Genomic DNA, 22,663 nt, shown 5'->3' on the forward strand with positions numbered 1-22,663 from the left:
TTAGTTAAGAAAGGAGTTTGATCAATTTGCCAAACTCCTTCTTAACATCTTCAAAAAATAATTTCTCAAAAAAGTATCAAATTACTAATAACCAGGATTCTGAGGAAAATCTTTATTTGGATTTAAATCAAGTGCTGATTGAGGAATTGGTCTTAAAATTTTCTTTTCTCCATCGGTACCATTAAAATTGGCAGCTTTGATAGTATAATTGTATTGAGAGGCTCTTGCTATAAGAGTACCAGTACGTTTCAAATCAAACCATCTTTTATATTCTCCTAACAACTCTCTTCCTCTTTCGTCTAATATATAATCAATATTAAACTGTCCGATAGTTGCATCGGCTACACCAGCTCTTCTTCTTACCTCATTTAAACGAGCTAAACCGGTTGCCGGCTGGCCTGCTTTTAAATAAGCCTCTGCAGCAATTAAATAGGTTTCTCCTAACCTTGACACAATAAAATCACGTGTACTCGCTGGTCCAGTACTTGCAGGTGTTAATGGATCTGGGTCATCAAACTTTTTAACAGGAATGGTTTGGTAATCTATATTTTTAGTTAAAGTATATTCTGCTGAATATTCACCCCAAGGATGGTAAATAAATCCAGTTGCTAATTTACCCTCTTTTGAAGCTAAATAATCAGCTTTATCCTGTGCCGTAAACCATTTTGGCTCATAGAAATGCTTTAACATTAAAGTCGTTTTATCAGCTACTCTAAAGAAATCATAATAATTTTCATATACTTCATTCATAAAAGTTGCAGCCCAACGCTGATCTCCTTTTTCATATAACCCTAATGCATATCCGGTTGGACATAAGTTATAACTTCTTAATGGAGCACCACCTTTTGTTTCGCTACCACCTAAATAGGAACTGAAATAGTAAAACTGATTATTTCCTAAAGTGGCTGGAGAAGTACTAGTTGAATTTTTATCAAATTGTACTGAAAAAATAACTTCAGCATTTAAATCGTTAGCTGGTAAAAATAGCTGGCTCCATGCAACTGTTAGTGTTTGGCCCGCAATAGCTGCATCAGCATATGCTGCTGCTTTAGTAAAATCTGCAGCAGTACCAAAGGATTCATAACCTCTTGTTAAATAAACTTTAGCTAATAAATCCTGAACAGCTCTTTTATTCACTTTACCTGAAGCTGCATATGGATCAGTTCCAACTGCTGCTAAAGATTCATCTAAATCCTTAATTATAAAAGTGTAAACTTCCTCTGCTGTATTTCTAGTAAAAGACTCATTATCTGCTGTAAAATTTTTATCAACAATAGGCACTCCTCCATAAGTTTGTACTAGTAAAAAATAAGAAATTGCTCTAATAAATTTAGCTTCACCTACTAATTGCGGTATCTTGGATGTTTGTTCTGTAATGGTAGAGTAATAAACAGTTTTATTTACAGATTGAATAGCTTTATAACATTCCTTATATAAATAATCTACATTATTTGATGTTGGAATCAATTGAGTATATTGACTTAAACCAGCTGGCTCAGCGGTTCTTCCTTCTGCATACATATCTGTACCTGCACAAAATAACCAAGGTTCTCCACCATAAACCGTTTTTAATCTTGCGTATGTACTGTTTACTAAAAACTGAAATCCGGCAGCTGTTTTGTAGGTCTCATCTGCAGAAGCATTTGAACGTATATCTTCTTCAATAAAATCGTTACAAGAACTAAAAATAGTAACGACAAGTCCTAATAATATTATTATTTTTTTCATTTTTTCTTTAATTAAAATTTAAGACTTAATCCCAATTGTGTTGTTATAGAAGCAGGACGGTTAACTCCTAATGAAGATGCTGCCCACTCTGGATCATATCCTTCATAATCCGTGAATACAAATGGATCTAATACGTTAGCATAAATTCGTAAACTACTAATTTTCAATTTTTTACTTAAATCTGAAGAAAATGTATATCCTACAGAGATATTTTTGATTTTCACATAAGAAACATCTTGATAATAGGCAAAATTACTTCCCCAAAAAGCTCCTGCTCCAGTTGCTACAGGTCCTGGACGCGGATATGCATTTGATGCATTTGATTCAATACCCCCACCGTTTGTTGGGATAAAATAGTCCATAGCCATTTTTTGACGACCACGGTCACTTACGTTTGCAAAATTTTGATGAAAAGTACTCAATACTGTTTGGCCTTCACTACAAAGAACAGAGAAATTAAAGTCGAAATCACCAACAGTTAATTTTGAATATACACTTCCCTGCCATTCTGGATTTGGATTTCCAATTGTAGTACGGTCTAAATTATCAAATTTGCCATCATTATTTAAATCTTTTAATTTAGCCTGACCAGGCAACATATTATATGTTGCAGCTTCTGCAGCCTGACTTTCTTGCCAAACACCATCATATACATAATTGTAATTTGAGTTCAATGGTTTACCAATAAATAAATTATTACCTATATCATCTACTTGGTCCTGACCGTTAATAGACTCCAGTTTATTTACATTTTTAGTGAAAGTAAATGTAGTTTCCCACTTCACTTTTTGTGTTTGAATATTTTTTGTAGTCAAAAGTATTTCAACTCCCTTATTACTTATTGATCCAACATTAGAAATTGTAGCACCACTAGGTATACCATATTCAAAAGGTAATGCTCTATTGTATATTAACTCATCAGATAAACGATCATATACATCAACAGTACCTGAAATACGATTAGCAAAAAATCCGAAATCAAGACCGAAGTTTAACTCGCGTGTTTTCTCCCAAGTTAAACCTGTATTGGCTAAATTCTTAGATTCCCAACCTGTAACTAAATTACTGCCATTAGCATAAAAAGTTTGTTGATCTAATAATTGTTGCGTAGAATAAGGTTGTACATTGTTGTTACCTGTATATCCTAAACTGGCTCTCAATTTAAGATCCGAAACCACATTGCTGTTTTGTAAAAAGGCCTCTTTATTAATTTTCCACCCCAATGCTACCGATGGAAAGCTTTGCCATTTCACACCTTCTGCAAGCACTGAAGCACCATCCCAACGATTTGTAGCGGTTAATAAGTACTTGTTTTTATAAGCATAATTTAAACGTACTGCATAAGAACTTAATGTTCTTTTTTCGTAATAAGAGTCCATATTATAACTGGTCTGTAGACCTGCTCCTAAATCATAATATCCTGTATCGAAAGGCATACCATTTGCTGATGCAAATGCTGTTTTATCAACATTAGAAAATAAACTTTGCAGTAATAATGCGCTAAATTCGTGTACATCATTAAATGTCTTTTTAATATCTACTTGATTATCCCATGTATAATTAAAATTTTCATTTTTGTTTAATGATGCTGATCTTTTCCCATTTAATCCAACACCAGCATTTGATTCTGCACCGAATGATTTACCAATTTCTTCGTTTTCAAAACCTGCTGAAAAAGTAGTTTTGAAAGATATCCAATCAATAGGTTGGTATTGAAAGTAAACATTTCCAATGGTTTGCCATTTATTTCTATTTTGAACAGAATTTGCAATTTCCACTAATGGATTTACAGTACTTGTTTTATCAATTACGAAAGCGGTACTGTTGGGTAACGTTAATTTCCCTGGTAAGAAAAATAGTTGTCCCACTATATCTTGACCATTTTCATCTACAGCCCATGGAGATAATAATGGACTTAAACGGAAAGCCTCCTGCATAGCCAAATCACTACCTAATTCTGTTTCTACCCTTGCAACTGTAAGATTTGCTCCAGTTGAGAACTTGTTATTGATTTTATGGTTCACACCCAACTTGAAACTATATTTGTCATTTGAGTCCTTATCTATCAATCCCTGATCTTGTTGAAAACCAAGAGCAAGGTTATAAGATAATCCACTTTCAGCTCTACCTGATAAATTTAGATAATTATTTGATGTCATTCCTGTTTGTAAAACAGCATCGTACCAATCAAAGTTGTATCCGTTATTTGCTCTTTCAACCAGCAAAGGACTTCTAACAGATGAAGCTGCCAAAAGTTGATCTTCCGTTTGGGTTGCAGGATTAGCCGTCATATATGCAGTACGGTGAAATTTCCACCACTCTTCAGCATTCATCATTTTAGGTAAACGTGTAGGGACTTTACTTCCGTAAGAAGACTCAAAAGATACATTGATACCTGATTTAGCAGTTGTTCCACTTTTAGTAGTTACAATAACAACTCCATTAGATCCTCTTGATCCGTAAATAGCAGCTGATGAAGCGTCTTTTAATATATCCATACGAGCGATATCCTGAGGATTTAAAAAGTCAATATTATCGGTCGGTACCCCATCTACAACATATAACGGACTTGATCCCCCTAATGAGTTATTACCACGGATAACCATTTTATAACCATCTCCTGAACGTCCTGAATTAGATGAAATTTGTACCCCTGGCGTACTACCCTGAATAGCCTCAAGAGGACTAGAAACATTTCTTTCTGTAATTGTCTCAGGTTTGATAGTGTTAATTGCTCCTGTAACATCGGATTTTTTAGCAGTACCATATCCCACTACAACAACCTCATTTAGAGAATTAGATTGTTCAGCAAGACTAACATTTACCTTAGATTTTCCGGCAATACTAACTTCCTGCGTCTGAAAACCTAAATAGGAGATTACTAAGATAGCTTTAGTATTTGATACATTTAATTTAAAACTCCCTTCAAAATCTGTTGAAGTTCCGTTTTTTGTTCCCTTTTCGAGAATGTTCACACCCGGCAAAGATAATCCGGCGGCATCGGTAATTTTTCCCTCTACAACGCTCGATTGAGCATTTATTGCATTACTACAAAGCAAATTCAGGAAAAATAAAAACACAAGATTGTATTTTATTTTTTTCTTTGATAATGGTCTAATTTTCATAGTTTGGTTAATTGTGGTTAAGTGATAGTTTTTTTCTTTTTAATTTTTAATTGGCTCTACTTTTTTGTCATTGATATAAGTGTTAATAAAATTGATGTTTTTTACATTCTTCAATTTATAAATGGAATCTACTTTATGAATTACCACATTTTTAAGTGTGATATTTTCCACAGGAGATACTTCATAGCCTTCAGCCCACACGCTATATTTTCCTCCGTTTTTTACATTTACATTTTCAAGATTAATATTTCTGATAACCGGTATAAAATTTCCGGTTTGTGATCCGTATACATTATAAAACATGTTTAATTTTAAAACACATTCCTTTACTGTCCCTACTTCAATATTTCGGACAAAAACATCCTCAATAATGCCTCCTCTTTTTGAATTTGTTTTAATGCGAATTGCTCTGTCCAGATTCGGACTATCCATTACACAGTCTTCGACAAAAACGTTGTTTACTCCTGCAGAAATTTCGCTGCCGATAACAACACCACCGTGTCCGTCAATCATTTTACAATTTTGCACGATAATATTTTTACTAGCTATCGCCACTCTTCTACCATCTGCATCTCTGCCTGATTTAATAGCGATACAATCATCACCTGTATTGAAAGTGCAGTTTTTAATAATTATGTTTTGAGAATATTCAGGATCACAACCGTCATTATTTGGCCCGTGGCTATTTACGGTTACTCCGTCAATAATAATATTATTTGATTTTAAAGGATGAAGAATCCAAAACGGAGCATTTATTATGGTGAGGTCTTTAATTAAAACCGTATTACATTCAAAGAACTCAACAAAGCTTGGTCGCAAATAACGCCCATCTCCGAAAACCCTTTCTGAAACCGGCACACCTTTTTCTGCCATATCAACTAAAACTTCTCTGTTGTTTGGATCATTTTGTGACGGAATGCCTTTTTGCCATCCATAACTTTTACCTCCTGACCAAACCCACCAGTTTGAATTGTTTGCCTGACCGTTAAGCGTTCCTTTTCCGGTAATTGCAACATTCGTTTTGTTTTTAGCATATATAAGAGGAGAGTAATTCATCAATTCAGTTCCTTCCCAAGAAGTATGAACTATAGGATAATCTTTTGGATTTGTACTGAAAAGAATCTCCGCTTTATCTTCTAAGTGTAAATTCACATTGCTTTCTAAATGAATAGCACCGGTAAGAAATTTTCCATTTGGAATAACTACTCTCCCTCCGCCATTTGCTGAACACGCTTTAATAGCCTTTTGAAAAGCTGCAGTATTCATTGTTTTTCCGTCGGCTATCGCACCAAAGTCAGTTACATTATAATCTTTATTCAAAAAGTGTGTTTTAGGCATACTTTTTAGGATCAAATCCTTTTTTTTCCACGGATCAGTCTCAGAAACCGCTGAAATCTGCTTTGAGCAAGATAAAACCAATACAATAACAGCGCCCAAAAGCACAGGTGATTTTAATAGTAAAGGCTTAATTTTAATCATTTCTGCTCTATTTATTATCATTTTTTAAATAAAATCAACAATCATGTAATCGATTACACGAAAATAGAAAAATACATTGAATGCACCAAATTAATTTAGAAAAATTTTATATATTTAATTTTTATTAGTAATTTTATTTACAGTTTGTGTAAAAAAACCCGTAATTTATTATCATTGTGAAATTGAAAACGATTTAGCTTTTATATTATGGTAATCGATAACATAATGGGTTAGATTATATAAAAAAAATGTACTTTTGTCTATAAATAAATCAAAAATATTTTTGAATGAGCGAGAAAATAACCATTTATGATATTGCCAAAAAATTAAATATCACCGCCGCTACAGTTTCAAGGGCTCTAAACAATAATCCTAAAATAAAAGAAAGCACACGTGACCTGGTAATCAAAACCGCTGCATCAATGAACTACAAGCAAAACAAACTTGCTTTAGCATTAAAAAGTGGACGCAGTAATAACATAGGTGTTATCGTTCCTCGTATTGACAGTAACTTTTTCGCTTCGGTAATCCGGGGTATAGAAGAAGAACTCCAGCCTCATGGTTACCAAGTTATTATTTGCCAGACTCACGAAGATCTGAAAAGAGAAAGTGAAAACCTATATACCTTAATAGATGCTCAGGTTGACGGAATCCTTATGTCTGTAACCGCTGTAAGTACTGAGAATGACGCCGCTTTTCGAAATGTTTTAGAGAAAAATGTTCCACTTATCTTTTTTGACCGTAGCAAACATATTGATGGTGTAAGCTCGGTAACAATCAATGACTTTAAAGGTGGTTACATTGCTACAAAACACCTGATCAGTGAAGGCTGCAGATGCATTGCTCATTTATCAGGGGATCAATCTCTTGAAATTTTCAAAAACAGGTTTTTGGGCTATAAACAAGCATTGTTGGATAACGGAATGCTATTTAAAGAAGAATATGTTGTTTCTGTTAAAAGTAGCGTTGAAGCCGGAAAAAATGCCGTTGAAACTTTATTACAACTGGAAACTCCGCCTGACGCGATATTCTCTTCGAGTGATTTTGCCGCTCTTGGGGCTATTCAGGAATTGAAAGAAAGAAATATCAGTATTCCTAAAGAATTTTGTGTAGCAGGATTTAGTAATGAGCCTTTTACCAAATTCATGGAATTATCGATAACCTCTGTAGACCAGTCTCCGCTTGAAATGGGTAAAATGTCAGCGCGCGTTTTCCTTGAACAGGTGGATAAAACTGATACTATCAAAATAGAAAAAAAGGTAGTGCTTGCTCCGGAATTACACATCCGTAAATCCTCGTCAAGGACTAACTCTTAGTTTTTTTTCACCATATAAGTGATATAAGTTCATTTAATATACTATTTACTTAACAACAAAAGGCAGCTCATATAAGAGCTGCCTTTTGTTTATTTAAAAGTGTCAACATACAGTTCGTTTGTCTTTTTAATTTTAAACTATAATGTAATAAAAAAGGCAGCTCTTTTAGGAGCTGCCTTTTAGCTTTATTATTCAAGTAAAAACTTAATTTACTTATATAACTTATAGGGTGAAAATTCTATAAAGAAACTCCTCTTTTCCAAGGGATAAAATCATTTTGATTTAAAATTGCAGCTTTTGTTTTGATTGTTCCACTTGCAACATCAATAATAAACTCAAGCATTTCATCAGCCATTTCATCAATTGATTTCTCTCCTGTAATGATTCCACCAGTGTCAATATCAATAATATCAGACATCTTTTTAGCCAGTTCCGTATTAGATGAAATCTTCACAACCGGTGCAATAGGGTTTCCTGTTGGAGTTCCCAGTCCTGTTGTAAACAACACCATATTGGCTCCTGAACCTACCATTGCAGTTGTACATTCAACATCATTTCCTGGCGTACAAAGCAATGTTAATCCCGGTGTAGTAATGTACTCACCATAATCAAAAACACCTGTAATTGGAGAGGTCCCTCCTTTTTTAGCAGCTCCAGCCGATTTCATTGCATCTGTGATCAAACCGTCTTTAATGTTTCCTGGAGAAGGATTCATATCAAATCCTGAACCTGCATCAACAACTGTTTTTTCGTACCATTTCATTAAGTCTAAGAAACGTTTTCCGCTTTCGTCTTCTACACAACGATTCACTAATTCCTGCTCCACTCCACATAACTCAGGAAATTCAGAAAGAATCGTTGTTCCGCCTAAAGCAGCTAATAAATCTGAAGTTACTCCTAATGTAGGGTTAGCTGAAATTCCTGAGAAACCATCAGAACCACCACACTCTAAACCAATTCTTAATTTAGATAATGGAGCTGGTTCTCTTTTTATATCATTGGCTTTTTTGATCGCTTCAAAAGTATCTTTTACAACACTGCTAAGCATCGTCTCAATTGTTCCGATTTGCTGTTGATCGTAGATTAAAACAGGTTTTTTACTGTTTGGATTGATAGCGTCCAAAGCATCTTTGAAGATCTGAATTTGAAGATTCTGACATCCTAAACTCAAAACTGTAGCTCCGGCAACGTTTGGATTATTTACATAACCAGCCAATAACTTAGCCAAACTATGCGAGTCCTGACGGATTCCACCACATCCACCCTGGTGTGTGATGAATTTTACTTCAATATTATTGAATAAATTAGCATCGTTAGAAGCTGCTTCATTACCAGCACCACCCGTTTCTGTTTTCACCAAAGAACGAAGTAACAATTGATAATCGTTCTCTTTTGGTTTCATGAGTTCTTTCTCAAAAATATCTTTTAAGATTTCGATGTTTCTGTTTTCACAGAAAACCAAAGGGAAAAACAACCAAACATTCTCAGTTCCAACCTGTCCGTCTTCTCTGTGATAGCCTTGCCATGTTCTGTCTTTCCATTTATCAATATTTGGAGAATTCCATCCAATAGTTTCCGTTTTACCTGTTACCTTATCACTTTCATGTTTTACGTTCGCAGTAGAAAGCAATCCTCCTTTTTCGATTCTTTCACTCGCTTTACCAACCAAAACACCATACATAATAATACGATCTCCTATATTAAAAGGAACCATCGCAATTTTATGTTTCATTTTCACATCAGATTCGATAGTGATATCTTGTCCTTCAAAGTTGATTACCTCACCAGCAACCAGATTCACAAGTGCAACAGCAACGTTATCTGAAGGGTTTACTTTTATTAATTTTTTTTGCATGATCGTAATTTTTAAAAAGTATGTAATCTAATTAATATTGTTTGCTGAAATTAGCAAATCCTTGTTCTATTCCGTTTTCTTCAATTTCATTTAAGGCCAATACTAAAGCTTCTGATAAACCTTTTACTTTAGTTAAATCTTCACCCCAGAAGTCAGTGTTCGCTAATACTTTCCCTACGACTAAATCTACAGATCCTAATTGCCACACATCTTTAAATGCTTCAACTATCTCCGGAGAATCTTTCACCGGTAATGCTTCGTTATTCCAGATTCCTTTGTAGAATTGAATTAAACTCGCTAATGAAAAAGTCAAATTAACAGGCAGTTTTTTGGTAGCATAATAATATCCTAACAAACTAGGTAAAACTCTTACTTTGAATTTTGAAATAGAATTCAGTGCAATATCAGCCAGTGCATGTTTGATAAATGGATTTTTAAATCGGTCCATTACTTCCTCAGAATAGGCCGTAATTTCATTTTTGTCCATATCAAGCGTTTCACTAATTTCACTAATAACACTGTTTACGAATTTTCCGGTAAAATCTCCGTTAACCGTTTCCATTACCAGTTTGTTACCGTACAAAAGTGAAAGAGGAACCATTGCCGTGTGGGCACCGTTTAGAATACGAACTTTAATCATTTTAAAAGGACGTATATCATCAACGATTTTTACATTCAAATCTGTTTTATCAAAAGGTAATTTTGCTTTTAAAGCATCGCCACCTTCAATAGCCCAAAGAAAGAAAGGTTCAGCAGCAACAATTAGGTTATCCTGATACTCTAATTTATTATTATACTGTTCAATTTCAGCTCTTGGATATCCGGGAACAATTCTGTCAACCAAAGTACTGTGATACGTACAGGCATGTGACACCCAGGTTTTAAATGCATCCTCTAATTTCCATAAATCAACATATTGTAAAATATATTTTTTTAGCGTCTCTGAGTTATAATCAATCAATTCACAAGGAATGATTGTTACCGCTTTAGAAACATCTCCTTTGAAATGTTTGAATCTTTCATATAATAAAACAGTCAGCTTTGCAGGAAATGAAACTGGCGGCTGCATATCGGGAGTATCACTTTCGATGAATTCAATTCCGGCTTCAGTAGTATTTGAAACAATAAACTGAAGTTCTTCTTCTTTAGCTAAAGCTACATAATCGGCAAATTCAGTATAGGGGTTTATAGCTTTTACAACGTTTGTAATGAGCTCGATATCTTGTATCTTTTCTCCTTTTTTAATACCATTCATAAACAAGGTATAAAGACCGTCCTGATCATTAATCAGGTGCACCATACCATCTTTCAAAGGTTGAACCATTGCAATACCGGCATTAAAATCAACTTCTTTATTTAGTTTGTGAAAAGCGTAATCAACAAAAGCTCTTAAAAAATTTCCTTCTCCAAACTGAACTACTTTAATTGGCTGTAATTTTTCTAATCCTGTATTTTTTCTGTTTAACTGTTTCATTTTAATCCATTAAAGTGTTATAAACAACCACGATAAATACCTTATTATTTTATAAGCAGTCCTTTTTAACTGTAAAAGAAACATTACACTTGTAAGAGTAAAATACTATTTGCTGTGAGGAGTGACAAACTGTATTTAGCAAGCGTAATGCTCAATTACAAAACGTTAAAATCTAAAAAAAAAACTGCAATCTAAATAAGGAATCGGTATGATTACTCCTTATTTATTTTCTAATGCTTTTGATGATATCCAAAACCTGGCTTACTTTATTTTTTAAGCCGTCAAAGTCATTGTTATCTAATATATCTTTTGAAATTAATTGGGATCCAAGACCCACGCATAGGGCTCCCGCACCCAGCCATGAAGACAAACTCTCCACCGTTGGATAAACACCTCCGGTTGGCATAATACTCGTCCAGGGACATGGTCCTTTTATTGCTTTTATGAACTCTGGTCCGTAAATATCAGCAGGAAATAATTTTACAATTTCGCAGCCCAATTCTTCCGCTCTTGCAATCTCGGTAAGTGTTCCGCAACCTGGCGACCACAATACTTTACGACGATTACAGGCAATTGCAATATCTTCTCTAAAAACCGGCGTTACAATAAAATTAGCTCCCAGGCTCATATACAAAGAGGCTGAAGCAGCATCCGTTACTGAACCAACTCCCAACATCATCCCCGGCAATTCAGCCAAAGCATACTTGTTTAAAGCTCCAAAAACTTCATGAGCAAAATCTCCTCTGCTGGTAAACTCCATTAACCTGGAACCACCATCATAACAGGCTTTTAAAACTTTCTTGCTTACTTCTATATCCGAATGAAAAAACAAGGGTACCATCCCGTTATCCTTCATTTGCTGCGCTACTTCAATTCTTGAATATTTTGCCATTTTTTTATTTTTTATCTTGATACTAATCCCGCTGAATCGCCACCAAGCATATTTTCAACTTCTTTTAAGGTCACTAAATTATAATCTCCTGCAATGGTATGTTTTAAGCAACAAGCTGCCACTGCAAAATCTAATGCTTTTTGATTATCATTTTGGTATTGTGAGAGTCCGTAAATCAATGCTCCCATAAAGGCATCTCCACTTCCTACCCTGTCTACAACTGGTGTTACTTCTTTAACAGCAGCCTGATAAATGGCGCTTCCGTTAAATAAAACACCTCCGATTCGTTGGTGTGAAGCACTAACAGAATATCGCAGGGTTGTGGCTGCCGTTTTTAAATTCGGAATGAGTTCAAACAACTTTGTGTATAAAACAGGAAGCGATTTTTCGTCCTGGTAGTTAGGATTCACTTTCGGAATTCCGAGCATAAAATTGGCCGTATCAATATCTCCTAAAATAACGTTGCTATATTGCAGCATTTCCGGCATCACCTCACTTGGTGTTTTACCATACTGCCATAATTTTGATCTGTAATTCAAGTCACATGAAATCGTAATCCCCATTTTGTGCGCTACTTTAATAGCTTCTAAACAAGCCTGGGCAGCACTCTGAGAAATAGCAGGTGTAATTCCACTCCAGTGAAACCAGGCAGCACCTTCCAATACTTTTTCCCAGTCAATTAGTCCTTTTTCAATAGTTGCCATCGAGCTGTGCGCGCGGTCATATATTACATTACTTCCTCTGGTACCGGCTCCTGTTTCAAGAAAATAAATTCCTAAACGTTCTCCTCCAAAAATGATGTTTTTAGATTCCACATTCATTTTTCGCATTTCTTTAAGCGCCGATCCGCCAATTTCGTTTTCCGGCAATCTTGTTACAAACTCGGCATTTAAGCCATAATTTGCCAAAGACACACAAACATTAAATTCACCGCCTCCATAAGTAGCTCCAAATGCTGTAGATTGCGAAAAACGCAGGTGTCGCTCTGTCGAAAGACGTAACATAATTTCACCGAATGCAACTATTTTACTCATATTATTATATTGTTTTACCAGTAAAAGGTTTTCTTTTTACCATTAAGAAATTAAGAAAATAAAGCTTTGAGCTGTCCTAAAACTCTTTCTTCCTGCTTCTTTATTCTATATTCTCTGTTCTCAATTAAAATTTGAAATACTCTTTTGCATTGTTATACGAAATATCAGAAACCAATTTCCCAATCCACTGCATATCAGCAGGAAGCTCTCCTCTTTGAATTTCATCTCCTAAAAGATTACACAGAATACGTCTGAAATATTCGTGTCTTGGAAAAGATAAAAAGCTTCTTGAATCAGTCAACATTCCCACAAAACAGCTAATTAATCCCATGTTTGAAAGCGCATTTAATTGTTTTGTCATTCCGTCTTTTTGATCTAAAAACCACCATCCTGAACCTAATTGTACTTTACCTCTCACGCTTCCGTCATTGAAGTTTCCAATCATCGTAGCCATAACTTCGTTATCAGCAGGATTCAGGTTATAAATAATTGTTTTTGTCAATTTATCTTTGCTATCAAGTGCATTTAAGAAAGAAGACAGTTTTTGTGCCTGTGGATAATCTCCAATAGAATCCCAGCCTGTATCAGGACCTAAAATGCTGTGCATACGCGCATTATTGTTTCTTAATGCTCCTAAGTGAAATTGCTGTACCCACCCAAATTCATGGTATGTTTCAGACAAGAACAACAAAATGGCGCTTTGGAATTTTAATGCTTCCTCAGGAGTTATGGTTTGATTATCTCTTTTCTTTTTGAAAATTGAATTGATTTCACTTTCTGTAAAGTTTTCAAAATAAATTTGATCCAAACCGTGATCACTTAATTTGCATCCGTTTTGAGCAAAGAATTCAATTCTCTTTCTAAGTGCATCACGCAGATCAGCATAAGTATTAATGGCAATGCCGGCTACATCTCCCAAAGTATCTACATATGCATTATAACCATCATTCGAAATTAAGATCGCTTTATCGGGTCTGAAAGCCGTACTCATTTTTGTACCCATTGGATTTTTAGTCAGTTTCTGGTGAAACTCTAAAGTATCAATTGGATCTTCTGTAGTACAAACGAGTTCAGCATTTACCTTTTTAAGTAAGTTTTGTGTGCTGTAGGCTTCTGATTTTATTTTCTCAGAAGTTTCGATATAGATCTTCTCAGCTGATTTCTCATCGAGTAAATCATAGATATCAAAATAACGGGCCAATTCTAAGTGAGTCCAGTGATACAAAGGATTACGCATGGTGTAGGGAACCGTTTTTCCCCAGTTTAAGAACTTATCTTTATCTGAACCATTTCCGGTAACAAATTGCTCGTTAATTCCCAGTGTACGCATTGCACGCCATTTGTAGTGATCTCCGTTGATCCAAACCTGAGTGATATTGTCAAAAATTTTATCTTCAGCAATAAACTGTGGGTTTAAGTGATTGTGGTAATCTATGATAGGCTGATTTTTAGAGTAATTGTGATATAACTCTTCAGCGTATTTATTTTCAAGTAAAAAATTATCGTTTATGAATGTTTTATTTGAGCTCATTTCTTTTATAATTGAGAATTATTCTTCGTTTGATGGTTTTCCGATTGTGGCTAAAATTCCGCCATCAACATATAAAATGTGACCATTAACAAAATCACTTGCCTTAGAAGACAAAAAGATAGCAGCTCCCGCTAAATCACCTGGATCGCCCCATTTTGCAGCCGGAGTTCTACTGATGATAAAATCGTTAAAAGGATGTCCGTCAACTCGGATTGGTTTTGTTTGTTCAGTAGCAAAATAACCAGGTCCAATTCCGTTGATCTGAACATTGTATTTTGCCCACTCTGTGGCCATATTTTTAGTCAGCATTTTAAGTCCGCCTTTTGCAGCAGCATAAGCACCAACTGTATTACGACCCAATTCGCTCATCATCGAACAAATGTTGATAATTTTTCCCTGTCTTCTTTCGATCATTCCTTTGGCAACATGTTTGGAAACAATAAACGGAGAAACCAAATCAATATCAATTACTTCTTTAAAATCAGCAACTTCCATTTCAATTAATGGGATTCTTTTAATGATTCCCGCATTATTGATCAAAATGTCAATTGGTCCCACTTCACTTTCTATTTTTGAAACAGCAGCCTTAACTTCCTGTTCATCGGTTACATTAAATTTATAACCTACCGCATTTATACCTTCATTTTTAAGCGCTGCCACAGCAGCATCAATTTTCTGTTGAGAAGAGTTTCCATTTACTACAATGGTAGCTCCAGCCTCACCCAGTCCTTTTGCCATTGCCATTCCCAGTCCGTGTGTACTTCCTGTAATCAGGGCCACTTTCCCTTGTATATCAAATAAGTTTGTCATCCTCTTATCTTAAATCTGTTATTTTACAAACATCCATATCTCCATAATCCAAATTCTCACCGGCCATTCCCCAGATAAAAGTATAATTTGAAGTTCCTGAACCTGAGTGTATAGACCATGGTGGGGAAATAACTGCCTGGTGATTGTTCATCCAGATATGTCTTGTTTCTTGCGGTTGTCCCATAAAATGACAAACAGCCTGATTTTCTGGTATGTCTAGATAGAAATAAACTTCCATTCTACGATCGTGTACGTGGGCTGGCATGGTATTCCAAACACTTCCTGGCCTGAGTTCGGTCATTCCCATTTGCAATTGGCAAGTGGTAACCACGCTACCAATAATCATTTGATTTACCGTACGGTGATTGGCCGTTTCCATAGTACCTAACTGTAATTTATTAGCTTGTTCCAAGCTTACTTTTACAGTTGGATAATGTGTATGAGCCGGCGCAGAGTTTATGTAAAATTGAGCCGGATTTTTGCTGTCCGCGCTTTTAAAAATTACTTCTTTATTTCCGTTTCCGATATATAAAGCATCTTTAAAACCGAGTTCATAAGATGTTCCTTCCACAACAACAGTACCACTTCCGCCAACATTGATGATTCCCATTTCTCTTCTTTCTAAGAAATAACCCGCTTTAAGTGGATCAATAGTTTCCAGAGTAAGATCTTTTACCGGAACGGCAGAACCTGCAATGTATCGATCATAATGAGAATACGTCAATACAATTTCGTTCTCCTGCATTAAGTCATCAATTAAGAATTCATTTCTCAACTGTTGTGTGTCGTAATGTTTTACTGCTTCAGGGCTTGACGCGTATCTTGAACTGTATTTTGTCATAATTTTTATTTTAATGTAATCGATTGCACAAAATTATATTTTTATCTTCAAATATCATAATCCAAATGAAATTTTATCCGGATATAATTTAGACTTCTACTTTTTTCATTCGCGGAACTAAAATATGCATAATGAGCCAAGCGAGTAAATAGGAAGCTCCACAGATGCAAAACATGATAAAATATCCTGTTTCGATTTCGCCTAATTTAGTATAATAAACAAACATGTTTTTTTGAACCACTAAAGTTAGTAAAATTCCTCCAAGCGCTCCGAACATCCCGCCAATTCCTGTTACTGAAGCCGTTGTCTTTTTTGGAAACATATCAGAAACCGTTGTAAAAATATTGGCACTCCAGGCCTGATGCGCCGAAACTGCGAAACCAATTACCAAAATGGCCCACCACATGTTTATTGATCCTAAGTATTGAGAAAATAATACCGGTAAAACCGCAAAAGCATAAATTAACATACTAGTTTTACGGGCTTTATAGGCCGGCCAGTTTTTCTCAATCAATTTTAATGGCAACCACCCTCCGCCTATACTTCCAACACTTCCAATGACATATACCAAAGCACAAGGCCAGATAATTTCTGTAGCCGAAAGTTTGTATTGTTTCATTAAGAAATCAGGCAACCAGAATAAATAAAACCACCAAACGGGATCCGTAAGTAATTTTCCGATGGCAAAAGCCCATGTCTGACGGAAAGTAAGCAACTTAAACCACGAAACTTTTTCAGTATCCTCAACTTCAGTTGCTACTATTTTATCTGAATTGATATACTCTAATTCAGCCTGCGATAAACGTTTTTGTTTCTCTGGTACTTCATATAAAACAAACCATAAGGCAAGCCAAACAAAACCAACAATTCCTGTTAAGATGAAAGCCCATTGCCAGCCATAATTTTCAGCAATAAAAGGCACAGATAATGGTACTATAATAGCTCCAATATTACTTCCTGAATTAAAAATACCGGTTGCTAAAGCTCTTTCTTTTTGTGGAAACCATTCAGCTGTAGCTTTTATCGCCGCAGGAAAATTTCCTGCTTCTGTAATTCCTAAAAATACACGAGCAATTAAAAAACCAGGGGTTCCCGTCGCTAATGCGTGACCTATTGCTGCCAGACTCCATAAACCCGTTGCAATGGCATACCCAATTTTAGTTCCCAATTTATCAATGATTCCACCTGCAACCAGCATTCCTAGAGCATAGGCAATTTTAAAAGCCAATTCAATATTAGAATAATCAATAACTTCCTGCTCTGGTGTCCAATGAAAAGCTTCTGCTAAAAAAGGTCGAAGGTAACTTATTACATTTCGATCCAGATAATTCACTGTCGTGGCAAAAAATACCAAACCGCATATTGTCCACCGGTACTTTCCGATTGCTGTATTAGCCTGATTCATAATTTGAGTTGGTTTGGTTGGTTGGTTAGTTAGTTGGTTGGTTTGGATTATATTACAAATCCGTAATTGGGCTATATTTAGGAACCAAAGATTTCATCACAATCCAACCTGTCAAATAACAAACAGCACAGATAGAAAAAATGATAAAATAACCGGCTTCAATTCCTTTAAAGCCCATAAAAACCATATCTGTTTCTTTTGCATGATCAAATAGAACCCCAGAACCTTTGTTGATTATAGTAGAACCAATACCACCGGCTAAACCTCCAATTCCGGTAATGGTTGCAATTGCTTTTTTAGGAAACATATCTCCAACTGTAGTAAAAATATTAGCCGACCATGATTGGTGAGCCGCACCCGCAATACCAATAATAATTACCGGAATCCAATAACTAATATATCCTAGCGGTTGTGCAATCAATGCTAATAAAGGAAAAAAGGCAAAAATCAACATCGCTCTCATTCTTCCTTCATAGGGGTTCATTCCTTTCTTGTCTACAAAGTAAGTTGGCAGCCAGCCTCCAATAATAGAAAGTAAAGTAATCATATATAAAACAAATAATGGCAAAGCCGCCTGCGTAGAATCCATTCCGTAAACAGAACTTAGATAAGCTGGTGTCCAGAATAAAAAGAACCACCAGACACCATCAGTCATGAATTTACCAAAAGCAAAAGCCCAAGTCTGTTTGTATTTAAAACAAGCTGCAAAAGAAACTTTTGTACTTGTATCAGGAACATATCCTGCTAATTTGCTATCGGCAATATCATCTTGTTGAATGTACGCTAATTCTTCAGGACTTACTTTTGGGTGTCTTTCGGGTTTATCATACATAAAAACCCAAAATCCCATCCACACAAATCCTAAAGCACCGATAATGATAAATGCCATTTCCCATCCAAAAGATTCCGCTATAAACGGAATAGAAATTGGCGCCGCCAATGCCCCAACAGTTGCACCTGCATTAAAAATACTGGTTGAAAAAGCCCTGTCTTTTTTCGGGAAATATTCGGCCGTAGTTTTAATTGCTGCAGGGAAATTCCCTGCCTCTCCTATTGCCAAAACAAAACGGGCAAAAATAAACAGACTCACACTCACATTAATTACCATTCCGGTATCGTTAACTGTGCGAATAACTTCTTTTGCACCTTCAAACCCAACAAACCAGTTTCCTGTGATAATTCCAGATGTTGCAATTCCACAAAAGGCATGCAGACAAGCTCCTACAGACCATATTCCGATAGCCCATAAAAACCCTTTTTTGGTATCTAACCAATCCACGAATCTTCCGGCAAAAAGTAAGGATACAGCGTAAAAAATCGAAAATAATGCCGTTATATTTCCGTAATCGTTATTTGTCCAATGAAATTCAGGAGCTATAAAATCGTTCCATGTCAAAGAAAGAACCTGCCTGTCTAAGTAATTGATAGTAGTTGCAAAAAACAACAATGCACATATACTCCAACGATATCTTCCTGTTGCTTTACTGGTTTGCCCAATAGAAATTTCATTTGTTTGATTCATGATAAGGGTTTTATTCTAATTTATAATTTTTGGTGTTTTTTGCTCAATCGATTTCTTTTTAAGTCCAAAACTTTAAAATCAATCCTTTTAGTGCAATAAAAAAACAAATAATGTAATCGATTGCACAAATATACTTTTTAATCTCAATAATACAAATAAATTATACATAAAATTATTTTATCGCTTTAAATTAACATTACACGTAAAAAAAAGAACTCAAAATTACACATTAAACAATATATATGTTAAATAAGAATATGTCAAATTTGTCCGTTTTATAGGTAACAATTGTCCTGAAATCAATCTTTTTAAACCCATTTACAAAGAGGATTCTTGTTCAAAGAAAAGATACTTGTTTATTGATTCAGGTTGAGGATTCAATAAAAAAATATAAATTTGAATATCTTCCTTATAAATTAATTAAAAACTAAATACATCGAAAATTGAAAAATTCAAAACAGCTTATAACAGTACAATATTTTTTAGGTATGATTTTATTCTTCGGAATCACAGGTCAATTACAAGCACAAAATCAAGTAATTCCACTCTGGAAAACGATTCCGCAAGAAACAAAAGCTTCTGATTATCAGGAAAAACCAAGTTTAAAAGACGGAAAAGTAGAAAGTACAAGCCAGGTTTCAATACCTACATTAAGTATCTTTTTTACAAAAGAGATTAAGCAAAATCAAACCGCTGTCATTATTCTCCCAGGTGGTGGATATTCTCATTTGGCCTTTGACAAGGAAGGAACTAAAGTTGCAGAATGGCTTAATACCCAGGGTATTGTAGCTTTTGTTTTAAAATACAGATTACCAAGCGATTTAATCATGACAAACAAAACCGTGGGCCCATTGCAGGACGCTCAGGAAGCTATACGCATTGTACGACTAAATGCTGCAAAATGGAATATCGATCCCAATAAAATTGGTATTATGGGATTCTCTGCTGGTGGACATTTAGCCGCAACAGTATCAACTCATTATGATGAGAGAGTATATGAAACTTCCTCTAAAGTAAGTGCACGTCCTGATTTTTCGCTTCTGATTTATCCTGTTATTTCGATGCAAAACGACATAACACACAAAGGATCGCAAACGAATTTATTAGGCAATACGCCTTCACAGGATTTAATCGATTTCTTTTCGAATGAAAAAAAGGTAACCGCTCAAACTCCTCCGGCTTTTATTATTCATGCGACAGATGATACAGTGGTATTACCCGAAAACAGTATCAATTATTATTTGGCACTCAAAAAAAATGAAGTTGCATCTGAGTTACATTTGTATGAAAAAGGAGGTCACGGTTTTGGCCTTGGCATAGAAGGTACTAGTAAATTCTGGACCAGAGATTGCGCGGAATGGCTTAAAGCTCATGGATTGTAATCTTGATAATTTTCACCCGACCTGTTTAAACATAGCCAAAAGTTTTAACCGTTGGGACGAAATTATCATAACAATACATTGAGCATAAAATATTTTAGTCATTATATCTCTCGTGGTTGAAACCATGGACTATAGCGAACAGATTCTCAAAATTAAAATTAAAAAGGGTTTTTAAATTTGGCTAACGTGTAACCAAATCTAAAAACCCTATAAAAATTTTGACTTTATTGTATGTCTTGCAAATTTACACAATGAATTCACGGTAAAAGTGAATCGTCAAATTTTCATTAAAAAAATGTTTCTCCAAAAACAGTTTTAAGAAGATCATTATACTATTAAAAAAGGCAAAACAGTATAACTTTTTGATCTTCTACAGCGCAAAACTACAAGCAACTTTTAAGATAAACTTACGGTTTTCCTCATTTTCGCACTTTTTTTTAATTTTTAACATTTGTTTAATTTTCATTTAATTGAATTCGTTTTAGTTAGCCATTTCTTAAAAATAACAGTTATTCATAATAGTACTACATAAATATAAAGTAGCTAAGTTACTAAGGGACCAGGAGGCTAAGATTTTTTTCTTATTCTAGATTAAGTTCAACTTAGAAATTATGGGATAAATTTGTTCCTGTAAAAGTAGCTAAGCTGCTAAGGCACTAAGAGGCTAAGAGACTAAGATTGCTTTCTTATTCTAGATTAAGTTAAAATTATGATTTAAGAAATAAATTTGTTCCCATAAAGTAGCCAGACTATTAAGGGACTAGAAGCTAAGATTGCTTTCTTATTCTAGATTAAGTTGGAATTAAGATTTAAGAAATAAATTTGTTTATATAAAGTGGCTAAGCTACCTAGGGATTAAAATGCTAAGATTGCTTTCTTGTCCTAGATTAAGTTCAACTTAAAAATTATGAAATACATTTGTAAAGTAAATTAGACGTTCTATTGACAACTGAACAAAAGAAAAAAATTAGTACCTCAGAACCTTAGAACCTTTAAAACGAAAAAAATGAAAATATTTGAATTCTTAATACTCGGAAAAAACGAACCAATACTGGAGATTTTACTTCGCTTGGTGAATGCTTACGAAGACTGGAATGCAGTAGGCTTCAGCGATGAAAATGCTGCTCAGGAATATTTTCTAAACAACAAAATTGACATTGTTCTGCTGAGTTCCGGAATCGAAGATCATGTCGAAAAAGAGTTTACTAATTTTTGTTTAAAACAGCAACCCGATGTCGAAGTAATTGAGCATTTTGGCGGAGGAAGCGGTTTATTAAAATCAGAAATACAACACAGATTACATCTTAAAGGAAAAATTTAGGTACCCAAATTTTTCACATCAATGCCTTTTTATTAAACATTTACGAAGATCGCCTAATCATTGACGATATATCGTTAAAATCACTATTGCCCTTTTTTCAAAAAATCGTTATAAATCAAAGCCTTACAAACAAGGCACTGCTTTTGAACGCACTAAACTGAAAATCACAATGAATATAAATTTTAAAAAACCTTTTATTAACACACAAAATTACATTACCATGAAAAAATTAATCTTAACAGCAGTTTTATTATTCGTAACATTCATAGGATTCGCACAAAAACCAAGTCCTGCGTTATTAAACCCAACAAATCACACTTTGGTTTTAATTGATTACGAAAGCCAAATGGCCTTTGCGGTAAGCAACATTCCAATCGATCAGCTTCGCAACAATACTGCTTTAGTTGCCGGTGCTTCAAAAATCTTTAAAGTTCCAACTGTTGTTACAACAGTAGCAGAAAAATCATTTAGCGGACCTGTTTTCCGTGAAATAGAAGAATTCTATCCACAAAAAACGTCAAACTATATCGATCGTACTTCAATGAATACCTGGGAAGATGGTCCTGCTCATAAAGCGATAACTGAAAAAGGTAAAAAGAAAATTGTTTTTGGCGGTTTATGGACAAGTGTTTGTATCGTTGGACCTGCTTTATCTGCAATCAACGAAGGTTATGATGTTTATGTAATTACAGATGCAAGTGGTGACGTTTCTAAAGAAGCACACGAAATGGCCGTAACCCGTATGGTTCAGGCTGGTGCTCATCCAATCACTTCATTACAATATTTACTGGAATTACAACGTGACTGGGCACGTCAGGAAACTTATGTAGCCGTTACAGACTTAGTTAAAAAATACGGTGGTGCTTACGGTGTTGGTGTTCAATACGCACACGAAATGCTAAAACATTAATTCATAGAATTGTTCTTGGTTGGTTATCTAAAAAAGGC

Annotated in this window: 16 protein-coding genes; 4 read left to right on the forward strand and 12 right to left on the reverse strand. The window is 34.9% G+C overall.

The window, feature by feature from the left end:
* Positions 1 to 84 precede the first annotated feature (84 nt).
* From Q7C23_RS19450 to Q7C23_RS19460, 3 genes are read right to left on the reverse strand one after another with little or no spacing between them, the layout of a single operon-like run.
* Positions 85 to 1,728, reverse strand: coding sequence for a RagB/SusD family nutrient uptake outer membrane protein (locus Q7C23_RS19450; RefSeq protein ID WP_375034054.1), 1,644 nt, complete (start codon positions 1,726 to 1,728; stop codon positions 85 to 87).
* Positions 1,729 to 1,739: 11 nt separating this feature from the next.
* Positions 1,740 to 4,853 carry a SusC/RagA family TonB-linked outer membrane protein gene (locus tag Q7C23_RS19455; protein ID WP_375034055.1) on the reverse strand — a complete coding sequence of 1,038 codons (3,114 nt, stop codon included), beginning with the start codon at positions 4,851 to 4,853 and terminating at the stop codon, positions 1,740 to 1,742.
* Between the two features lie 39 nt (positions 4,854 to 4,892).
* Positions 4,893 to 6,332, reverse strand: a complete 1,440-nt coding sequence (locus Q7C23_RS19460; RefSeq protein ID WP_375034138.1) for a glycoside hydrolase family 28 protein — start codon at positions 6,330 to 6,332, stop codon at positions 4,893 to 4,895.
* A 287-nt stretch (positions 6,333 to 6,619) separates the two neighbouring features.
* Between Q7C23_RS19460 and Q7C23_RS19465 the strand changes: the two genes are divergently transcribed.
* A complete protein-coding gene (locus tag Q7C23_RS19465) occupies positions 6,620 to 7,648 on the forward strand; it encodes a LacI family DNA-binding transcriptional regulator (RefSeq protein ID WP_375034056.1) in 1,029 nt (342 codons plus the stop codon).
* A gap of 238 nt (positions 7,649 to 7,886) precedes the next feature.
* Here Q7C23_RS19465 and Q7C23_RS19470 read toward each other — a convergent pair whose 3' ends face one another.
* The 9 genes from Q7C23_RS19470 to Q7C23_RS19510 form a co-directional block, all read right to left on the reverse strand.
* Entirely contained in the window at positions 7,887 to 9,503 is a 1,617-nt protein-coding gene (locus Q7C23_RS19470) for a UxaA family hydrolase (RefSeq protein WP_375034057.1), read from the reverse strand.
* 31 nt (positions 9,504 to 9,534) lie between these two features.
* Positions 9,535 to 10,977 (reverse strand): tagaturonate reductase, encoded by a 1,443-nt coding sequence (locus Q7C23_RS19475; RefSeq protein WP_375034058.1) that lies wholly within the window; start codon positions 10,975 to 10,977, stop codon positions 9,535 to 9,537.
* Positions 10,978 to 11,200: 223 nt separating this feature from the next.
* A complete protein-coding gene (locus Q7C23_RS19480) occupies positions 11,201 to 11,869 on the reverse strand; it encodes a bifunctional 4-hydroxy-2-oxoglutarate aldolase/2-dehydro-3-deoxy-phosphogluconate aldolase (RefSeq protein ID WP_375034059.1) in 669 nt (222 codons plus the stop codon).
* A gap of 11 nt (positions 11,870 to 11,880) precedes the next feature.
* Positions 11,881 to 12,903 carry a PfkB family carbohydrate kinase gene (locus Q7C23_RS19485; RefSeq protein ID WP_375034060.1) on the reverse strand — a complete coding sequence of 341 codons (1,023 nt, stop codon included), beginning with the start codon at positions 12,901 to 12,903 and terminating at the stop codon, positions 11,881 to 11,883.
* A gap of 124 nt (positions 12,904 to 13,027) precedes the next feature.
* Positions 13,028 to 14,434, reverse strand: coding sequence for a glucuronate isomerase (gene uxaC / locus Q7C23_RS19490; RefSeq protein ID WP_375034061.1), 1,407 nt, complete (start codon positions 14,432 to 14,434; stop codon positions 13,028 to 13,030).
* A gap of 18 nt (positions 14,435 to 14,452) precedes the next feature.
* Positions 14,453 to 15,244 carry a gluconate 5-dehydrogenase gene (locus Q7C23_RS19495; RefSeq protein WP_375034062.1) on the reverse strand — a complete coding sequence of 264 codons (792 nt, stop codon included), beginning with the start codon at positions 15,242 to 15,244 and terminating at the stop codon, positions 14,453 to 14,455.
* Positions 15,245 to 15,248: 4 nt separating this feature from the next.
* Positions 15,249 to 16,085, reverse strand: coding sequence for a 5-dehydro-4-deoxy-D-glucuronate isomerase (kduI, locus tag Q7C23_RS19500; protein WP_375034063.1), 837 nt, complete (start codon positions 16,083 to 16,085; stop codon positions 15,249 to 15,251).
* 88 nt (positions 16,086 to 16,173) lie between these two features.
* On the reverse strand, positions 16,174 to 17,490 hold the full coding sequence (locus Q7C23_RS19505) for an MFS transporter (protein ID WP_375034064.1): 1,317 nt from the start codon (positions 17,488 to 17,490) through the stop codon (positions 16,174 to 16,176).
* Between the two features lie 52 nt (positions 17,491 to 17,542).
* Positions 17,543 to 19,012 (reverse strand): MFS transporter, encoded by a 1,470-nt coding sequence (locus Q7C23_RS19510; RefSeq protein WP_375034065.1) that lies wholly within the window; start codon positions 19,010 to 19,012, stop codon positions 17,543 to 17,545.
* Between the two features lie 443 nt (positions 19,013 to 19,455).
* Between Q7C23_RS19510 and Q7C23_RS19515 the strand changes: the two genes are divergently transcribed.
* The 3 genes from Q7C23_RS19515 (at position 19,456) to Q7C23_RS19525 (ending at position 22,625) form a co-directional block, all read left to right on the forward strand.
* Positions 19,456 to 20,394 carry an alpha/beta hydrolase gene (locus Q7C23_RS19515; RefSeq protein ID WP_375034066.1) on the forward strand — a complete coding sequence of 313 codons (939 nt, stop codon included), beginning with the start codon at positions 19,456 to 19,458 and terminating at the stop codon, positions 20,392 to 20,394.
* Between the two features lie 1,006 nt (positions 20,395 to 21,400).
* The gene (locus Q7C23_RS19520) at positions 21,401 to 21,715 is read left to right on the forward strand and encodes a hypothetical protein (RefSeq protein ID WP_375034067.1); all 315 of its coding nucleotides are present in this window, start codon (positions 21,401 to 21,403) and stop codon (positions 21,713 to 21,715) included.
* A 220-nt stretch (positions 21,716 to 21,935) separates the two neighbouring features.
* Positions 21,936 to 22,625: a hydrolase gene (locus Q7C23_RS19525; RefSeq protein WP_375034068.1), complete on the forward strand. Its 690-nt coding sequence runs from the start codon at positions 21,936 to 21,938 to the stop codon at positions 22,623 to 22,625.
* Positions 22,626 to 22,663 lie beyond the last annotated feature (38 nt).

This window comes from Flavobacterium sp. LAR06, from assembly GCF_041946075.1.
Classification (GTDB): Bacteria; Bacteroidota; Bacteroidia; order Flavobacteriales; family Flavobacteriaceae; genus Flavobacterium.

What these genes read in the sequence shown, in the direction of transcription:
- Q7C23_RS19450 (WP_375034054.1), bottom strand. Translation starts at nt 1,728, where the DNA reads ATGAAAAAAATAATAATATTATTAGGACTTGTCGTTACTATTTTTAGT.
- Q7C23_RS19455 (WP_375034055.1), bottom strand. Translation starts at nt 4,853, where the DNA reads ATGAAAATTAGACCATTATCAAAGAAAAAAATAAAATACAATCTTGTG.
- Q7C23_RS19460 (WP_375034138.1), bottom strand. Translation starts at nt 6,332, where the DNA reads ATGATTAAAATTAAGCCTTTACTATTAAAATCACCTGTGCTTTTGGGC.
- Q7C23_RS19465 (WP_375034056.1), top strand. Translation starts at nt 6,620, where the DNA reads ATGAGCGAGAAAATAACCATTTATGATATTGCCAAAAAATTAAATATC.
- Q7C23_RS19470 (WP_375034057.1), bottom strand. Translation starts at nt 9,503, where the DNA reads ATGCAAAAAAAATTAATAAAAGTAAACCCTTCAGATAACGTTGCTGTT.
- Q7C23_RS19475 (WP_375034058.1), bottom strand. Translation starts at nt 10,977, where the DNA reads ATGAAACAGTTAAACAGAAAAAATACAGGATTAGAAAAATTACAGCCA.
- Q7C23_RS19480 (WP_375034059.1), bottom strand. Translation starts at nt 11,869, where the DNA reads ATGGCAAAATATTCAAGAATTGAAGTAGCGCAGCAAATGAAGGATAAC.
- Q7C23_RS19485 (WP_375034060.1), bottom strand. Translation starts at nt 12,903, where the DNA reads ATGAGTAAAATAGTTGCATTCGGTGAAATTATGTTACGTCTTTCGACA.
- uxaC (WP_375034061.1), bottom strand. Translation starts at nt 14,434, where the DNA reads ATGAGCTCAAATAAAACATTCATAAACGATAATTTTTTACTTGAAAAT.
- Q7C23_RS19495 (WP_375034062.1), bottom strand. Translation starts at nt 15,244, where the DNA reads ATGACAAACTTATTTGATATACAAGGGAAAGTGGCCCTGATTACAGGA.
- kduI (WP_375034063.1), bottom strand. Translation starts at nt 16,085, where the DNA reads ATGACAAAATACAGTTCAAGATACGCGTCAAGCCCTGAAGCAGTAAAA.
- Q7C23_RS19505 (WP_375034064.1), bottom strand. Translation starts at nt 17,490, where the DNA reads ATGAATCAGGCTAATACAGCAATCGGAAAGTACCGGTGGACAATATGC.
- Q7C23_RS19510 (WP_375034065.1), bottom strand. Translation starts at nt 19,012, where the DNA reads ATGAATCAAACAAATGAAATTTCTATTGGGCAAACCAGTAAAGCAACA.
- Q7C23_RS19520 (WP_375034067.1), top strand. Translation starts at nt 21,401, where the DNA reads ATGAAAATATTTGAATTCTTAATACTCGGAAAAAACGAACCAATACTG.
- Q7C23_RS19525 (WP_375034068.1), top strand. Translation starts at nt 21,936, where the DNA reads ATGAAAAAATTAATCTTAACAGCAGTTTTATTATTCGTAACATTCATA.